Source organism: Nibribacter ruber (genome assembly GCF_009913235.1).
Taxonomy (GTDB): domain Bacteria; phylum Bacteroidota; class Bacteroidia; order Cytophagales; family Hymenobacteraceae; genus Nibribacter; species Nibribacter ruber.
Genome location: NZ_CP047897.1, coordinates 829,463 through 843,467, shown reverse-complemented (window position 1 = coordinate 843,467; position 14,005 = coordinate 829,463). Strand labels below are relative to the sequence as shown.

The window sequence follows — 14,005 nt, the reverse complement described above, 5'->3', positions numbered from 1 at the left end:
CAGGGCAGATTGGTTGTTGCGACGGTCAGGCCCACAATTCCTTTTCAAATCAACCCAGCTGGTGCTTGTAAAAGCCGGATTGGGTCAGGAAAAAAGGCGATTAAAATAGTATCTTTGCGCTCTCATTATAAGACATCATGATTTCAGTTGACGCGGTTGCGGTAGAATTCAACGGTTCAGCGCTTTTCAGCAATGTAACCTTTAACATCAATGAAAATGATCGGATTGCCCTCATGGGTAAAAACGGGGCCGGAAAATCTACTTTATTGAAGATTATTGCCGGCGCAAACAAGCCTACCAAAGGCAAGGTGTCGGCGCCTAAAGATGCGGTGATTGCCTACCTGCCACAGCACTTGCTCACCAAAGACGAGAGCACCGTTTTTGAGGAAGCGTCTAAGGCGTTTGGTTCTATTCTGGAAATGAAAAACCAGATGGACTACCTTAATTCCCAGCTGGAAACCCGCACCGACTATGAGTCTGATGCCTACATGAAACTCATTGAAGACGTCTCTGAACTCAGCGAGAAATATTACTCCATTGAAGAAGTAAACTTTGACGCCGAGGTGGAGAAAACCTTGCTGGGTTTGGGCTTCTTGCGTTCTGATTTCAGCCGTAATACGAGCGAGTTCTCTGGGGGCTGGCGCATGCGCATTGAGCTGGCTAAAATCCTCTTGCAGAAACCTGATTTGATTCTTCTGGATGAGCCTACCAACCACATGGACATTGAATCCATTCAGTGGCTGGAGGACTTCTTGGTAAACAATGCCAAGGCGGTGATTGTGATTTCCCACGACAAAGCCTTTGTAGATAACATTACCAACCGCACCATTGAGGTGACCATGGGGCGTATCTACGACTATAAGGTGCCTTACTCTCAATACCTGCAGTTGCGCAAAGAGCGCCGTGAGCAACAGCAACGTCAGTTTGAAGACCAGCAGAAGGAGATCGCTGATATTCAAGGATTCATTGACCGCTTTAAAGGCACCTATTCCAAGACCTTGCAAGTGCAGTCACGCGTGAAGATGCTGGAGAAGATTGAGATTATTGAGGTGGATGAAGTAGACACTTCGGCGCTGAGTTTGAAATTCCCGCCAGCCCCACGCTCTGGCAACTACCCGGTAATTGTAGACCACTTGACCAAGAAATACGGTGACCATACTGTGTTCCAGGATGCGTCCATGACCATTGAGCGAGGCCAAAAAGTGGCGTTTGTGGGCAAGAACGGCGAGGGTAAGTCTACGCTCATCAAAGCCATCATGAATGAGATTGACTACGACGGAACCTTAACGCTTGGTCATAACTCCATGATTGGCTACTTTGCACAGAACCAAGCGTCTTTAATGGACGAGGATTTGACCATCTTCCAGACCATTGACCAGATTGCCGTGGGCGAGGTGCGCACCAAAATCAAGGATATTCTGGGTGCTTTCATGTTCAGCGGAGACGCCGTAGAAAAGAAAGTGAAGATGCTGTCTGGCGGGGAGAAAACCCGTCTGGCTATGATTAAGCTCTTGCTACAGCCGGTGAATTTGTTGATTCTGGATGAGCCTACCAACCACTTAGACATCAAGACCAAAGACATTTTGAAAGACGCCCTGCGCGCTTTTGACGGAACCTTGATTCTGGTTTCGCACGACCGTGACTTCCTAGACGGCTTGGCAACCAAGGTTTTTGAGTTTGGCAACAAGCGCATACGGGAACACTTTGAAGACATCAACGGATTCCTGCGCAACAAGAAGATGGAAAACCTGCGTGACATTGAGCGAAAGGTAGCCGTTTCTTAAGGAAGCATATAGCATTAGAAAGCCCTTCGTTTTTGGCATGTTTTCATCAAAACAGGCCAAAAATGAAGGGCTTTTGCTTTCCATTTAATTTGTTTTTTTTAAGCTGGTGTTGTCACCGGAGGAGGTGCAGATGATACCATAGTGCTTTATCAGAAAAGAAGAATTTTACCATCCAGTAGGAGAGCAGTGGAACAAGTAAAATGGGCATAAGGAAATCTACTAAAGAGAACCATCCGTCAATTTGAGTTCCTTCCTGCGCCTTTAGCCAAACATCGCCCAGCGGGCCCTTAGACAGCAGGTTGTAGACGAAATTCCAGCCCAGATGCAGGCCAATGCCCAAGGCCATAGACGCGGTCTTGTAGTAAGAATAAGCCCATACCCAACCCATCAGCCCTGTGCTCACAAAGACTATGAGCATAGCAAAGGGATTCCCGAAAACTCCATAAGAGAACCAGTGATACACTCCAAAAGCGATGGCAGTTAAGGCCAAGGCCTTGCGCGAGCCAATTGTTTGCAGTAACACATACAACAGAGCTCCCCTGAATAGTAGCTCTTCTGTTAGCACTGACCTGAAAGACCAGTAAAAAGAGTAAAGGACTGATTTTAAAGTAGCGTTGGGCACCACCATCCAATGGGCTTTTTGCCATGCTTCATGGCATACTTGTATAAGCAGGCAGATTGCTCCCGCAAAAAAGAAACCTATCAGGAATTGTAAGAACCTCTTAGCTATAGGCACATAACCCAATACGGTCAATCCAGTGCGCCGGAAAAAGTGAAGCAAAAGCCAGGAAAGGGCCAAAAGAACAAAGATTCCTGCCATGAGTAGGGAGGTTAGGTTCTTTGAATCTACTAAAAATTCACATTACTGCTTTCCCTCTCGTTTACTTAACCAACTGGGTGAATAAGTGGTCCAACGTCTGTTGTGGGTCAGTGCACAAGCCTGGGTGCGTGGCAGACGTCTGCACCACCGTGCTTCGCGTGGCCGCCAACCACCTGAACCGGGAGGCTACGGCTAATTGACCAATGGTTCCGCCTTCTTTGCGTCCGGCACAAATCCGCTGAAAAGCGCACAGGCGCTCCCTTAATTCTTCTAAGTCCAGCTCAGGGGCGAAAGCTTTTAACTTGTTCTCATTCACATCAAAAACAGTCTGCAGAAATCCCTTGGAGGCGCAGTACAGAATGACGCCCACGTTTAGAAACTCTTCGCGCTCCACGCAAGGCACTACCCGGAGCACAGCGTACTCAAATAAGTGCTTTTCTTGCATGGTTGGCTTCGGTTACAAAGATGTGAGAATGTTGAAGGCGGGTCTCCAGGAACTGGATGTAGGCGTTCCTATGGGCCTCGGCGGTCTCAAAAGGAGAATCCACGGCGTTCAACCAATCTTCAGGGATAAGCCCAACAATGGTTCTGATGATTTCTGGCGTGAGCAGGGCTTTGAAGACGGAGTCCACGGTTTCTAGTTCTGAGGCTTGGGCCAGCAGCACGTGGTCCTTTATCTGCGCAAAAGGACGCTTGGCTTGTTCTTCAATGTTGGGCCAGTTGTGGTGAAAGTAGAAAGCCGCGCCGTGGTCAATGAGCCAGAGTTCCTTGTGCCACATGAGCATGTTGGTGTTGCGGGCGGTGCGGTCTACGTTGGTGATAAGGCAGTCCAGCCACACAATCTGCGAGGCCAGCAATGGCGCCACGGAGTTCACCAGCGCGTCAAAAGTAATCGCGCCTTTGAGGTAGTGTAGACCCAGGTTCCAGCCTTCAGAGAAGCGCAATAAATCTTGAATTTCCTCATCAGGCTCGGTGCGCCCAAACGCTTCATCTAGGTGCGCGAACACCAATTCCGGCATTCGCAAGCCCAACACCCGGGCCAGTTCGCCGGCAATGAGCTCAGCCATTAAGGCTTTTATACCCTGGCCTGCTCCTCTGAATTTTAAGACATATAGGAACTCATCGTCAGCTTCCACAATGGCGGGTAATGAACCGCCTTCGCGTAAGGGAGTGACATAGCGTGTCACCTGCACCTTCCTGAGTTCTGGGGAATATTCTTTCATACTATTGTTGGAGGATTATCTGCTACTCTTGCGAAAAGCTTCCCACCAGCGCAAAACTACTCCTTTTCTGAAGGGGTGGCAAGTAAGTGCAAATTCAGTTAGGATGACGATAGAGAAATTATTTGAAAGTGGCGCAATACAGTTAAAGGTTTAATACGCTGCCCACTTTCACAATAATAGGTGATCCTTCGGCTAAAAACACAGAAGTTGGGGTAGCAGTAGATAGAAAACCAAAATCAGCACCATAATTTAACTGGAAATCTACTTGGATGGAATAATCACTTACCGGATACATGTCCCACCTGGGATGCGTTACTTCATACACTGAGGTTTTCTTCTGAGTGCGTTTTGTATAGCCCCAGTAATGCTCGGTGATAAATTCGGCTTCGCTATATTCAGTAATAGGAATACAGTTGGAGGCTGCTGCTACCTTTAATGAATGCCAGACGTTCTTTTTCCATTGGTATTCCACCTCTAAAGCAACCTCCTTATGCACCCAAGAATGCTTCATGCGTGCCGTCACATAAGGTTCTCCATAGATGACATTGGCAACCAAACTGAGCGCGGGCTTGGGCACAATTTCTTTTATAAACACCACCCCTCGTTTATAAATACCATTCTCTAACCGCTTCACATAAAACCGAAGGTTGACTTCTTCAAAATCTGTGTGAAAAGGAATTGGGAGGCCTTTTAACTTAGTGTCCTGGAACATAAAACCAACTAAACTTACAAAGCAGGTGCCCTTCCAAAAGTCTAATTCTGTTCCCGCTGGCAGGTATTTGACTAAAATGGCCGGGTCAATTTCATAATTAGCTAAAATAAGTTTTCTCCACTCAGCCTGTAAGAAGGTATTTTGCATGGCTTGTCAATTCTTATGTTGAGAAGAATTTAAACCTTTATTAAACTTATATTGAAGCTTAAAAAAATCTGTCTTAAATGTTAGTATAACATAGATAATACCTTGAATTTTAAAGAATAGGGCCTTGGAAGGGTATTCCCGAAACATGGTTTTTAGGAAGTGAAAGGTAAGGAGAATTTGGTCTCTTTGCTGTTGTTTTAGGATGGTTCAATACTTGTTTAGATGGAGTTGAAGTGCATAATTGAATGGCCTCGTCAATGGTGCTCACGTTAAAGGTGTAACCTGCTTGTTGCAACCGGGCTGGTACTACCCAGCGGCTTTTTAGTAGTAGCTCTGTTTCTGTTCTTAAAAAGAAAGCGCCTATCTCCAGCATCCATTTACTCGCCTTCAACCCAAAGGAAATTTTCAGCGCCTGCCGTATGCTGTACATGAACCGGTGGTTGGGAATAGGTTGGGGTGAAGAGAGGTTGAAGTCGCCCTCCAGGTCTTCATGCGCTATCAAAAAATCAATGCTGCTGATGACGTCCCGGGAATGAATCCAGCTGAAGCACTGCAGCCCGTTTCCTTGCCAGCCACCCAAACCTAGGCGAGCCAGATTCAGATAATAGGGCATCACGCCGCCGTCTTTGTCCAGGACTATGGCCAAACGGAGGGCTATCTTACGGGTGCCAGGGGTATTTTGCGTGTAAAAAGCATTTTCCCAGGCGGTGCAGACGTCCACTGAAAAGCCGGTACCAATCTCACCGGTGAGTTCATCCTGAGGACCATCTTGCGCATGCCGGTAAATGGTGGCAGAGGAGGCGTTCATCCAGAGGCGGGGCGGGTTTTGCAATTGCCGTAGCGCGTCACCCAAGGCGTGTGTGGCATTCACTCTGGACGATATGATTTCTTGTTTGTTCTTGGCTGTATAGCGGCAGTTTACGCTTTTACCGGTCAGGTTGATCAAGACAGTTGCCTGCTCCAAATGTTGTACCCAAGGCCCGGCAGTGGCGCCATCCCAATAAACGTGTTGCACCTGGTTGGTAGAGGCGCCGGGCTTTCTGGTGAGAATTACTACCTGGTCGCCTATGGCAGTGAAATGCTGGGTGAGGAGCTGTCCTATGAATCCGCTGCCTCCTGCTAATACAATCTTGGCCATGTCACTATTCGTTTATGTTTGTATGTATTGAAGTTTCAGAAAAAAATGAAAATAATGGATAAAAAAATAGCTATTTGAATAGCTTGAAAATGGACCCGAAGAACCAGTTCTCTTCCGCTTTGAGCATAGTCTCTAAGGTTTTATCTACGTTGCCTGCCAGCTTGTTAATGTCCGTCACCGACTTCTTGAACGTGCTGTATTCAGGATCCTGTTCATTGCCTTCCACTTCCTGCAACTGATTCAAAAGTTTCAAGACTGGCTCTAACTCACGTCGCTTGCGTTCTTTGGCTACTTGGCGGGCAATGGTCCAGACGTCTTTTTCAGCGAAGAAGTATTCTTTGCGTTCGCCGCTGCGGTGCTGCTTCTCAATCAGGCCCCAATTGATCAGGTCTCTGAGGGTCATGTTGGCGTTGCCGCGCGAAATCTGAAGCCGTTCCATCACTTGCTCCGTAGTCAGGGCATCCGGCGAGACCAAAAGCAGCGCATGCACCTGAGCCATGGTGCGATTGATGCCCCATTCAGACCCCAACTTACCCCATGCTTCAATGAATTTCTGCTTCGCTTCTGCTAACTCCATGGATCAAAGGTATAAAACTTTTTAAACTTTCAAAATATAATGAAAGTTTATAAACGCATACTGAAGTTGATAGTTTAGGGTTGCAACAAAGGAAAGGGAAAATAGGGGAGCAGTGGTTTCATTCAACTTGTTCGGTCATTCCACCATCAAGAAAATGCTTCAGCCTAGTTAGAGAATGAGGACATTCTCTACTTTTCGTTTCCAGGATGTACATCCTTTTTTCTGGTCTTCTAAAGAATCATTAACCCTTCAACAGTATTATTCCTTAGCATCCCTAGATCCCAAGTTGAGCATTAACCCTTGAACAGCATCCATGCAAAAAATGAACAACTGAGAAGGCGTACCGGACATACCTCGTTATTTGCAAGGGTATAACCTTCTGCCATTTTTCAAGCAGTTTTACAATCCATCTTAGGTATCCAAACTTGCGGCGAATTCCTTTTTCTTCGGCATTAATGAAGACAAAATGGGGAACCACTGTTTTTGTACTCTTTTCCAGAAAACAGGCCAAAAACGGAAGAGCGTACTTTGTTCAGAATCTCTTTCATCATACGCAGCGTTGGCGGCAGCCTCAACTCTTCTAAAGCTTTTAGAGTATTTAAAGACAAGGGAAAATGGATTGAATCTGCGTCTAGCAGCCAGCTTTCCTTCATGATTAGAGGCAAAAGCTTTTTTACAATCAATGCTTTTGCTTTTCTACCTACCAAACAGGCCACATGAGTTATCAGCCCATAGAGAATTACGGCATTATTGGAGATTTAAATACGGTGGCACTGGTGGGCCTGAACGGCTCCATTGACTTCATGTGTTTCCCCAACTTTGATTCGCCCAGCATTTTTGCCGCGCTCTTGGATGATGAGAAAGGAGGTAGTTTTGAACTGTGCCCGCTCTTCAAGGAAAGAAAAACCAAGCAGCTGTACCTACCTGACACCAATGTGCTCTTGACCAGGTTCCTTTCGCCGGAAGGGGTAGCAGAGATCACGGATTTTATGCCGGTAGAAGAGCTGTACAATGGCAAAGAACTCATTCGGCGGGTGACCACCATTAGGGGCGAGGTGCGGTTTCAGATGAAGTGCCAGCCTAGGTTTAACTACGGGCAGAGCGCGCACACTGTAGAACAGGTTTCTGAAAAGGAGGTGTTGTTTACTTCGGATGAAGATGAAAAAACGGTCCTCCGCCTGATTAGCACCGTGCCGTTGCAAGTGGATGGCGCAGACGTGTGGGCAGACTTTACTTTACACCCCACTCAAACCGCCGATTTCCTTCTGGAGCATGTAGAAAAGGAGCCTGTGGGCGATCGGGATTTTGAGGCCTTTATCACTCAAAGCCTTTTTGAGACGGTCAACTACTGGAAGAACTGGATAGCACAGTCCATCTACCGGGGCCGCTGGCAGGACATGGTCAATCGGTCTGCCTTGGTTCTAAAGCTGCTCACCTCACACAAATACGGTTCTATTGTGGCTGCCCCCACGTTCAGTTTGCCAGAGAGCATTGGCGCAGGCAGAAACTTTGACTACCGGTACACCTGGATTAGGGATGCTTCTTTTTCTGTGTATGCCTTAATCCGGTTGGGCTACACCAAAGAAGCGGGCGCGTTCATGCACTGGGTAGAAAGGCTCTGCCAGGACATAAAAGGCCAGAACCGGTTGGGCATCATGTATTCCATTGACGGGCACCGCCAGTTGGAGGAGAAGACCCTGGAGCATCTGGAAGGCTACCGGCAGTCTGCTCCAGTGCGTATTGGCAATGACGCGTATGGGCAGTTACAGCTAGACATTTACGGCGAACTGCTGGACTCTGTCTATCTCTATGACAAGTACGGCGATCCCATTTCCTTTGACTTCTGGAAGGACCTGGAGAACCAGATAAACTGGCTTAGCGACCATTGGCAACAACCAGACGAAGGCATTTGGGAAGTACGCGGCGGCCGGAAGCATTTCCTGTATTCAAGGCTCTTGTGCTGGGTGGCCTTTGACCGGGCCCTCAAAATAGCGGAAAGCCGATCCTTCCCTCACAATGAAAAATGGCGGGTAGAGCGGGACAAGATCTTCAACAGCATTTTCACTGATTTCTGGGATGAGGAAAAGCAGGCATTTATGCAGTACCCCGGCGCCCAGACTGTAGATGCCTCTACCTTGCTCATGCCGCTGGTGAGGTTTATCAGTCCTAAAGACCCAAAGTGGCTATCCACGCTGGACCGCATTGAGAAAGAACTGGTCTCAGATTCCTTGGTGTACCGCTACTTGCCAGACATGGCCGCGCCCGATGGGTTTGTGAGCCATGAAGGCACATTTTCCATGTGCTCCTTTTGGTACGTAGAATGTCTGTCGCGCTCAGGGCAGTTGGAGAAGGCCAGGTTCTACTTTGAGAAAATGCTGGGGTATGCTAACCATTTAGGGCTATATGCTGAGCAGCTAGGGTTTCAGGGTGAGCATCTGGGTAATTTTCCGCAGGCCTTTACGCATCTGGGCCTGATCAGTGCCGCCTACAACCTGGACAAACAACTGAATGACAGCCGGAACAAAGACGTCAACAACCACTAAAACCAAGAAAGAACTATGGCCATGCAGAAATCTCCCCAAACCGTTTTAATTACTGGCGCCAGCTCGGGCATTGGACAAGGCATTGCCATTGCCTTCGGGCAGCAGGGCGCCAATGTCATTATCAACTATTTCGGTGATGAAGAAGGAGCCCGCTACACCTTGGACCAAGTGCAGAAAGGCGGCGGAAATGGCATCATCTACCAAGCCGATGTAAGCCAAGAAGACCAGGTGATTCAAATGTTCAAAGCCGCGGTAGATGAATTCAAAACTCTGGACGTGGTGGTTAACAACGCCGGCATCCAGAAGGACAATGAGTTTGCTGATATGACCCTGGAGCAATGGAACAAGGTGATCAGCACCAATCTCACCGGCTATTTTCTGTGCTCCCGCGAGTCCATCAAGCTCTTTGACCAGAAGCCAGCCACTGGGGCAGAAGGAACCGCCAGGGGCAACATTCTTTTCATCAGTTCTGTGCATGACATTATCCCCTGGGCGGGGCACGTGAACTATGCCTCGTCCAAAGGCGGAATTCTCATGCTGTTAAAGTCTCTGGCCCTGGAAGTGGCTCCCAAGAAAATACGCGTGAATGGTATCTCGCCCGGCGCCATAGCCACTTATATAAATGATGATGTCTGGAAGGACGAAGAAAAGAGAAAAGAACTCTTGAAACTGATCCCTTACCGCCGCATAGGGTCTCCTGAAGACGTAGCCAAAGTAGCCGTCTGGCTGGCCTCTGAAGACAGCGATTACATCACGGGCACCACCATTTACGTGGACGGTGGCATGACCTTGTACCCGGGTTTCGTGGACAACGGGTAAGGTTATGCCTCAAGCAGTGTGTATGTGATTTTGGAAAGTAAAGAGAAACCCTGAGCAGTTGAGTGAATAAGGACGATTTCCGTTTTTGGGCTGTTTTCTGTAAAAGAGGCTAAAAACAAATTTAATGGAAGAGCCTCAATTTTGCATTTAGAACCTTCTCGTATTCACCACCTACTTTAATATTTAAGAATAAGCAAATTGTAAAGCGAGAGTTGGTGAGTATTGCTTGGAGGAGGAGATTCCATAATCTATGTAACCATGCTTTATAGCTTACACTTAAGAATCCCGTGAACAGCTTAATAGAATTTATTCTTAATGGATATTAGAAAGATTAAGTATATCTAGTGCAGGAAAAGCCAACGATAATCCAATGATTAATGCAGGCTAATTACCTTGCTAATCTTCCATTGTCCATCTTTTAAACGCCACATCATGATAAACTTAGAGGGGTGCATGGGGGCATCTGGTTCCTGGTTGTTGTAGAAGGAGTGATATCCAATCTCTACGGCTCCATAATCCTTAATAGGATAAACTTCTAAGCTTCCTTTTACCAATGTGCGGGTGACTTTACCACATATATTTTTCTCAATACTTGCCAGTAGGTCCTTTTTGGATGTCATCAGGCCGCCGCGGTCATGGAAGAACTCAATATCCTCGGCATACAATTCAGCTTGCTTGGACATATTGCAAGAATTGTAAGCGGCAAAATAGGTACTGTCTAAGGATGCTATAGTTTTATAAAGTTCTGCGTTTTCTGGTTTGTAAGGATTGATAGGTAGAGGAGCGGTAGGCTTTGATACGGAACAAGAAAAGATAGCAAGCCCCGTGGCAACTAGAAATAAGCTAGTAAGGAAATTTCTTCTCATAAGTAGATAGTTTAAGGCTAAAGCTTTCAAAGATCATTATTACCTCACAATTGCTTTACCATCCAAATATTACAGGCAAAGTGACCCGAGTTTCCCAGCGCATGGTCTATTGGATTAAAACCCGCTTTCTCATACATGCTCACGGCTTTGGCCAGTTCTGGGAAGGACTCCAGATAGAGATGCGTGTAGCCTAATTCTTTGGCCAGGCCTATGTTTTGCAACAACAACTCATAGCCAATGCCTTTTCCTCTGGCTTCTGCCGCCAGGTAAAACTTCACCAGCTCGGCGTAGCCTGTAGGTAAGCCTTCTGTTGGGAAGACGCCGCAACCACCTATGATTTCTCCGTTTTCTTCAGCTACCAAATAGGCACTGCCGGGTGTCTGGAAGAGGTCATACAAATTGTCGGTGGTGGGGTCTGTGTAAACGGTGCCAGGTCGATCAATCTTGAATTCTCTGAACACCTGACGGATTAGGGCGGCTAGGGCTTTGTTGTCTCTGGCTTCTATGGGTCTGAACTGAACGGGAACGGGCATATAAAAAGTAGGCCGTCCCTTTTACGCGGCGGCCTATGAGGTTTTCTATTGGAAGCTAAGGGTGTCTGCGGTGATGGACATGGTAGAATCAGATTCAATATTCATGGAATCCAGGCCGCCGTCCGTGCCTTCTACCAGGTCTTCGGTGGTAGTGGTACCCGTTTTTTCTGCGGCGGGCTTTTGCTCACACGCAGAGAAAGAGAAAAGGCACACGGCCATAAGTGATGCTACCGTAATTGCATTGATTTTCATAATAGGTTAGTATTAGGGTTTAGTATTAGATTGTAAGTATTTAGAATCAGAATTAAGCTACGGCAATCTTCAAAACAATCTTCCGGACCACGTGGGTAGTGGCCATGGGCGCGTGCGCGTCTGAGGGAAAGAAAATGGTGAAGGACCCGGCCGGAACGTCTAGCCAGGTATTGGTTTTGTCTGGGTAGAAAGCGATGTCTTTCTCTGCAACATACGGTTCTGAAGGGGCGCTGCATTCAGATAGGTTTTTCCAACCCATGCGGTCTATTCCCTTCACCACGTACTGGATGTCAATGTATTTAAGATGGGCTTCTAGTTTGGCTTCTTCCTGCGGCTTGCCTTTTTCATCAGAGACCAAAGCAAATACTTCCTGCCCCAGTATTTCATGTTTTCCCGTGGGAAGGTTCAGGACATCAGCCTCCCGCAAAAATTGAAAAGCCTGGGCAAACAAAGGATGCAAAGAAGTATAGCGGTCTGCGTGCTGGAGTTGATCTAAAACCATTATTGTAATTAGAAATTATGAATTAGAAATACGGCGATAGAGGAATGAATCATCTACTTGAAAAGCTGGAATGAACCAGGCCATTCTGAGAGTAAGTTGCAGGTAAATTTGGGAACCGCCAAAGGAAGCTTCGTTTTTGGCTTATTTTCCAGAAAATAGGCCAAAAACGGATGGTAGGACCGGCTTAGAAATAAGGGAGTCTGTAAAAAAAAAGATGCCCTGTCGTCTCACCAAATCTGGAAGGACCACAGGGCTTTTGCCTTTGAGAAAAATGGCGTAAAGTTTATCTTTTCACTGCAGACCAAGGCTTGTTGGCCGTCCCGAAGGTGTAGGTGCCGCTCATGGCGTTGTTGAGCATGGTGCCATTGAACACATAAGAAGTAGGGTTCTGCACAGAAGAGTCCATGTTGTAGCTAAGCACATTGTCTTTCATGGACCAGGTGCCGCGCTTCATGTACGTACCAGGTGAAGAAGGCTCGTCATAGAGGGTGGTGCCATCTGCGTTGAACGTCACATCTCCGTGCCAGGTAACCGTGGCCGAGTGGTTGAAGAAGAAGTCCCAGGTGGTACCGGCCAGGCTCTGGGTTTTTACCTGAATGGGTTCACTGTAATAGGTAGTGGCTGCGGTGGTAGCATACACCCTGAAGGTATAGGTGGTATTAGGGTTCAAGCCATTGATGCTGCTGGTAAAGGTGTTGCCCGCTTCAGTGGTTTTGCTGTCGGCAAGGGTAGGGCTGCCAGTGGTATTGTACACAACTCCCCGGGCGGTGATTTCATTCTTACCAGCGTCTACAACCCCTTGTATGTCTACTGTGTTGAATTTAGCATTGGCTGTGGCCTGGGTGGTTTTGGAGGAAAGAGCCGGCGCCGGAATGACTTCCTCTTTCTCCTCGCAGGACATGGTAAACAATAAGGCTACCGCCAGGGTGGCAAACTTGAGTTTCGTAAAAAATTTCATGTAAAAGGTTGTTTGTTAGGTTGGGTGAATGTTTTTGTCTTGGTTTTAGGGCACGCAAAATTTTGATAAAAAGCTATTAGATAAGGGTACTTAAGAAGCGGTACTGGTACTTGTGGAAAAGGGTAAGCATCTCAAGCCCCGGAAAAATGGAGCAGAGGAAAGAAAAGCTTGGAGGAAAGCTCAAAAACAGGTCAGCCCAGGGGAAAGGCCGAAATTTATGTAAATATTGCTCTTTTATTTGTAATTAAAATAACGGCAGTAGCTTCTAAGCCTACTTTATTTTATTAGCACTTAAGTGGTTAGCTTCTGGGGGAAAGAGAAAAAGCGCTTTATAATATATAACATACAGAAAAATAGATATTTACCATATAATACAAAAGCCCCGACGTTGAGAAGAGCAACGCCGGGGCTTTTGTATAAAATTCCTTTTGGTGCTTTTACAGGATAGTTTTCAACTCCTCCCAGACGTTCTCTGCCAGAATCTTCTGACCGGCGGCCGTGGGGTGAACGCCATCCGGTAGGTTAAGGGACCGGATGCCCGCCACACCCTCCAGCAAGAAAGGCACCAGGGTCATGTTGTTTTTGGAGGCTATTTCCCTGAAAATCACCCGGAACTGGCTGGCATACGTACCGCCCATGTTTGGAGGCACTTCCATGCCCAGCATGACTAGTTGGGCCTCTGGGTATTTGGCTTTCACCTTGTCTACAATGGTTTGCAGGTTTCGGGTGGTTTCCTGGGGCGGAATGCCGCGCAGGCCGTCATTGGCACCCAGTTCCAGCACAAACACATCTACAGGCTGCCGCAGAAGCCAGTCAATGCGGTTCTTGCCGCCGGCGGTGGTTTCGCCGCTCAGGCCTGCATTTATGGCTTTATAGGGTAATCCCAGCGAATCAAACTTTTGCTGGAGCAGGGCTGGGAAGGCCTCGGCTTGTGTGAGGCCGTAGCCCGCCGTCAGGCTGTTCCCGAAGAATAATATGTTTTTGGTTTTGGCCGGGGCCGGCGTATCTTCTTTCATGGCTTGGGAGTCTGTGGTTGAGCGTTCTTCTTTTTTCTGGGAGCAGGCCGTCAGGCACCAAAGCAGCAGGGCCAGCAAGAACACGTTTTTATGGATCATAGCGTTTCATCAGTAT

At 47.4% G+C, this 14,005-nt stretch carries 16 protein-coding genes; 3 read left to right on the top strand and 13 right to left on the bottom strand.

Features of this window, described 5'->3' with window-relative positions:
- The first annotated feature begins 137 nt into the window (after positions 1–137).
- Positions 138–1,784, top strand: a complete 1,647-nt coding sequence (locus GU926_RS03650; protein WP_160689116.1) for an ABC-F family ATP-binding cassette domain-containing protein — start codon at positions 138–140, stop codon at positions 1,782–1,784.
- 112 nt (positions 1,785–1,896) lie between these two features.
- On the opposite strand, the gene GU926_RS03645 is transcribed toward GU926_RS03650, so the two are convergent.
- The 7 genes from GU926_RS03645 to GU926_RS03615 all read right to left on the bottom strand — a co-directional run bounded on the left by GU926_RS03645 (position 1,897) and on the right by GU926_RS03615 (position 7,054).
- Positions 1,897–2,604, bottom strand: coding sequence for a CPBP family intramembrane glutamic endopeptidase (locus tag GU926_RS03645; protein ID WP_160689114.1), 708 nt, complete (start codon positions 2,602–2,604; stop codon positions 1,897–1,899).
- A 61-nt stretch (positions 2,605–2,665) separates the two neighbouring features.
- Positions 2,666–3,049, bottom strand: a complete 384-nt coding sequence (locus GU926_RS03640; protein ID WP_160689112.1) for a DUF3037 domain-containing protein — start codon at positions 3,047–3,049, stop codon at positions 2,666–2,668.
- Entirely contained in the window at positions 3,027–3,827 is an 801-nt protein-coding gene (locus GU926_RS03635) for a HipA family kinase (protein WP_160689110.1), read from the bottom strand. The genes GU926_RS03640 and GU926_RS03635 overlap by 23 nt, the downstream gene beginning before the upstream one ends.
- A gap of 142 nt (positions 3,828–3,969) precedes the next feature.
- Complete coding sequence (locus GU926_RS03630; protein ID WP_160689108.1) at positions 3,970–4,686, bottom strand: YqjF family protein; 717 nt, start codon at positions 4,684–4,686, stop codon at positions 3,970–3,972.
- A gap of 109 nt (positions 4,687–4,795) precedes the next feature.
- Entirely contained in the window at positions 4,796–5,824 is a 1,029-nt protein-coding gene (locus GU926_RS03625) for a TIGR01777 family oxidoreductase (protein ID WP_160689106.1), read from the bottom strand.
- Positions 5,825–5,894: 70 nt separating this feature from the next.
- Positions 5,895–6,401: a GbsR/MarR family transcriptional regulator gene (locus GU926_RS03620; protein WP_160689104.1), complete on the bottom strand. Its 507-nt coding sequence runs from the start codon at positions 6,399–6,401 to the stop codon at positions 5,895–5,897.
- Between the two features lie 452 nt (positions 6,402–6,853).
- Positions 6,854–7,054, bottom strand: coding sequence for a hypothetical protein (locus GU926_RS03615; protein WP_160689102.1), 201 nt, complete (start codon positions 7,052–7,054; stop codon positions 6,854–6,856).
- Between the two features lie 63 nt (positions 7,055–7,117).
- Here GU926_RS03615 and GU926_RS03610 point away from each other — a divergent pair, with 63 nt between their 5' ends.
- Positions 7,118–8,944 (top strand): glycoside hydrolase family 15 protein, encoded by a 1,827-nt coding sequence (locus GU926_RS03610; RefSeq protein ID WP_160689100.1) that lies wholly within the window; start codon positions 7,118–7,120, stop codon positions 8,942–8,944.
- 21 nt (positions 8,945–8,965) lie between these two features.
- The gene (locus GU926_RS03605) at positions 8,966–9,763 is read left to right on the top strand and encodes a glucose 1-dehydrogenase (protein ID WP_317165620.1); all 798 of its coding nucleotides are present in this window, start codon (positions 8,966–8,968) and stop codon (positions 9,761–9,763) included.
- A gap of 374 nt (positions 9,764–10,137) precedes the next feature.
- Here GU926_RS03605 and GU926_RS03600 read toward each other — a convergent pair whose 3' ends face one another.
- The 6 genes from GU926_RS03600 to GU926_RS03575 all read right to left on the bottom strand — a co-directional run bounded on the left by GU926_RS03600 (position 10,138) and on the right by GU926_RS03575 (position 13,989).
- A complete protein-coding gene (locus GU926_RS03600; RefSeq protein ID WP_160689096.1) occupies positions 10,138–10,629 on the bottom strand; it encodes a nuclear transport factor 2 family protein in 492 nt (163 codons plus the stop codon).
- Positions 10,630–10,673: 44 nt separating this feature from the next.
- Positions 10,674–11,162 carry a GNAT family N-acetyltransferase gene (locus tag GU926_RS03595; protein WP_160689094.1) on the bottom strand — a complete coding sequence of 163 codons (489 nt, stop codon included), beginning with the start codon at positions 11,160–11,162 and terminating at the stop codon, positions 10,674–10,676.
- Positions 11,163–11,207: 45 nt separating this feature from the next.
- A complete protein-coding gene (locus GU926_RS03590) occupies positions 11,208–11,414 on the bottom strand; it encodes a hypothetical protein (protein WP_160689092.1) in 207 nt (68 codons plus the stop codon).
- A 52-nt stretch (positions 11,415–11,466) separates the two neighbouring features.
- Complete coding sequence (locus GU926_RS03585; RefSeq protein ID WP_160689090.1) at positions 11,467–11,916, bottom strand: YhcH/YjgK/YiaL family protein; 450 nt, start codon at positions 11,914–11,916, stop codon at positions 11,467–11,469.
- A 283-nt stretch (positions 11,917–12,199) separates the two neighbouring features.
- A complete protein-coding gene (locus GU926_RS03580) occupies positions 12,200–12,874 on the bottom strand; it encodes a hypothetical protein (RefSeq protein WP_160689088.1) in 675 nt (224 codons plus the stop codon).
- A gap of 437 nt (positions 12,875–13,311) precedes the next feature.
- A complete protein-coding gene (locus GU926_RS03575; RefSeq protein WP_160689086.1) occupies positions 13,312–13,989 on the bottom strand; it encodes an arylesterase in 678 nt (225 codons plus the stop codon).
- Positions 13,990–14,005 lie beyond the last annotated feature (16 nt).

Bases quoted from the DNA above. Each gene is read 5' to 3' on its own strand.
- GU926_RS03650 (WP_160689116.1), top strand. From the start codon at position 138: ATGATTTCAGTTGACGCGGTTGCGGTAGAATTCAACGGTTCAGCGCTT.
- GU926_RS03645 (WP_160689114.1), bottom strand. From the start codon at position 2,604: ATGGCAGGAATCTTTGTTCTTTTGGCCCTTTCCTGGCTTTTGCTTCAC.
- GU926_RS03640 (WP_160689112.1), bottom strand. From the start codon at position 3,049: ATGCAAGAAAAGCACTTATTTGAGTACGCTGTGCTCCGGGTAGTGCCT.
- GU926_RS03635 (WP_160689110.1), bottom strand. From the start codon at position 3,827: ATGAAAGAATATTCCCCAGAACTCAGGAAGGTGCAGGTGACACGCTAT.
- GU926_RS03630 (WP_160689108.1), bottom strand. From the start codon at position 4,686: ATGCAAAATACCTTCTTACAGGCTGAGTGGAGAAAACTTATTTTAGCT.
- GU926_RS03625 (WP_160689106.1), bottom strand. From the start codon at position 5,824: ATGGCCAAGATTGTATTAGCAGGAGGCAGCGGATTCATAGGACAGCTC.
- GU926_RS03620 (WP_160689104.1), bottom strand. From the start codon at position 6,401: ATGGAGTTAGCAGAAGCGAAGCAGAAATTCATTGAAGCATGGGGTAAG.
- GU926_RS03615 (WP_160689102.1), bottom strand. From the start codon at position 7,054: ATGAAGGAAAGCTGGCTGCTAGACGCAGATTCAATCCATTTTCCCTTG.
- GU926_RS03610 (WP_160689100.1), top strand. From the start codon at position 7,118: ATGAGTTATCAGCCCATAGAGAATTACGGCATTATTGGAGATTTAAAT.
- GU926_RS03605 (WP_317165620.1), top strand. From the start codon at position 8,966: ATGCAGAAATCTCCCCAAACCGTTTTAATTACTGGCGCCAGCTCGGGC.
- GU926_RS03600 (WP_160689096.1), bottom strand. From the start codon at position 10,629: ATGAGAAGAAATTTCCTTACTAGCTTATTTCTAGTTGCCACGGGGCTT.
- GU926_RS03595 (WP_160689094.1), bottom strand. From the start codon at position 11,162: ATGCCCGTTCCCGTTCAGTTCAGACCCATAGAAGCCAGAGACAACAAA.
- GU926_RS03590 (WP_160689092.1), bottom strand. From the start codon at position 11,414: ATGAAAATCAATGCAATTACGGTAGCATCACTTATGGCCGTGTGCCTT.
- GU926_RS03585 (WP_160689090.1), bottom strand. From the start codon at position 11,916: ATGGTTTTAGATCAACTCCAGCACGCAGACCGCTATACTTCTTTGCAT.
- GU926_RS03580 (WP_160689088.1), bottom strand. From the start codon at position 12,874: ATGAAATTTTTTACGAAACTCAAGTTTGCCACCCTGGCGGTAGCCTTA.
- GU926_RS03575 (WP_160689086.1), bottom strand. From the start codon at position 13,989: ATGATCCATAAAAACGTGTTCTTGCTGGCCCTGCTGCTTTGGTGCCTG.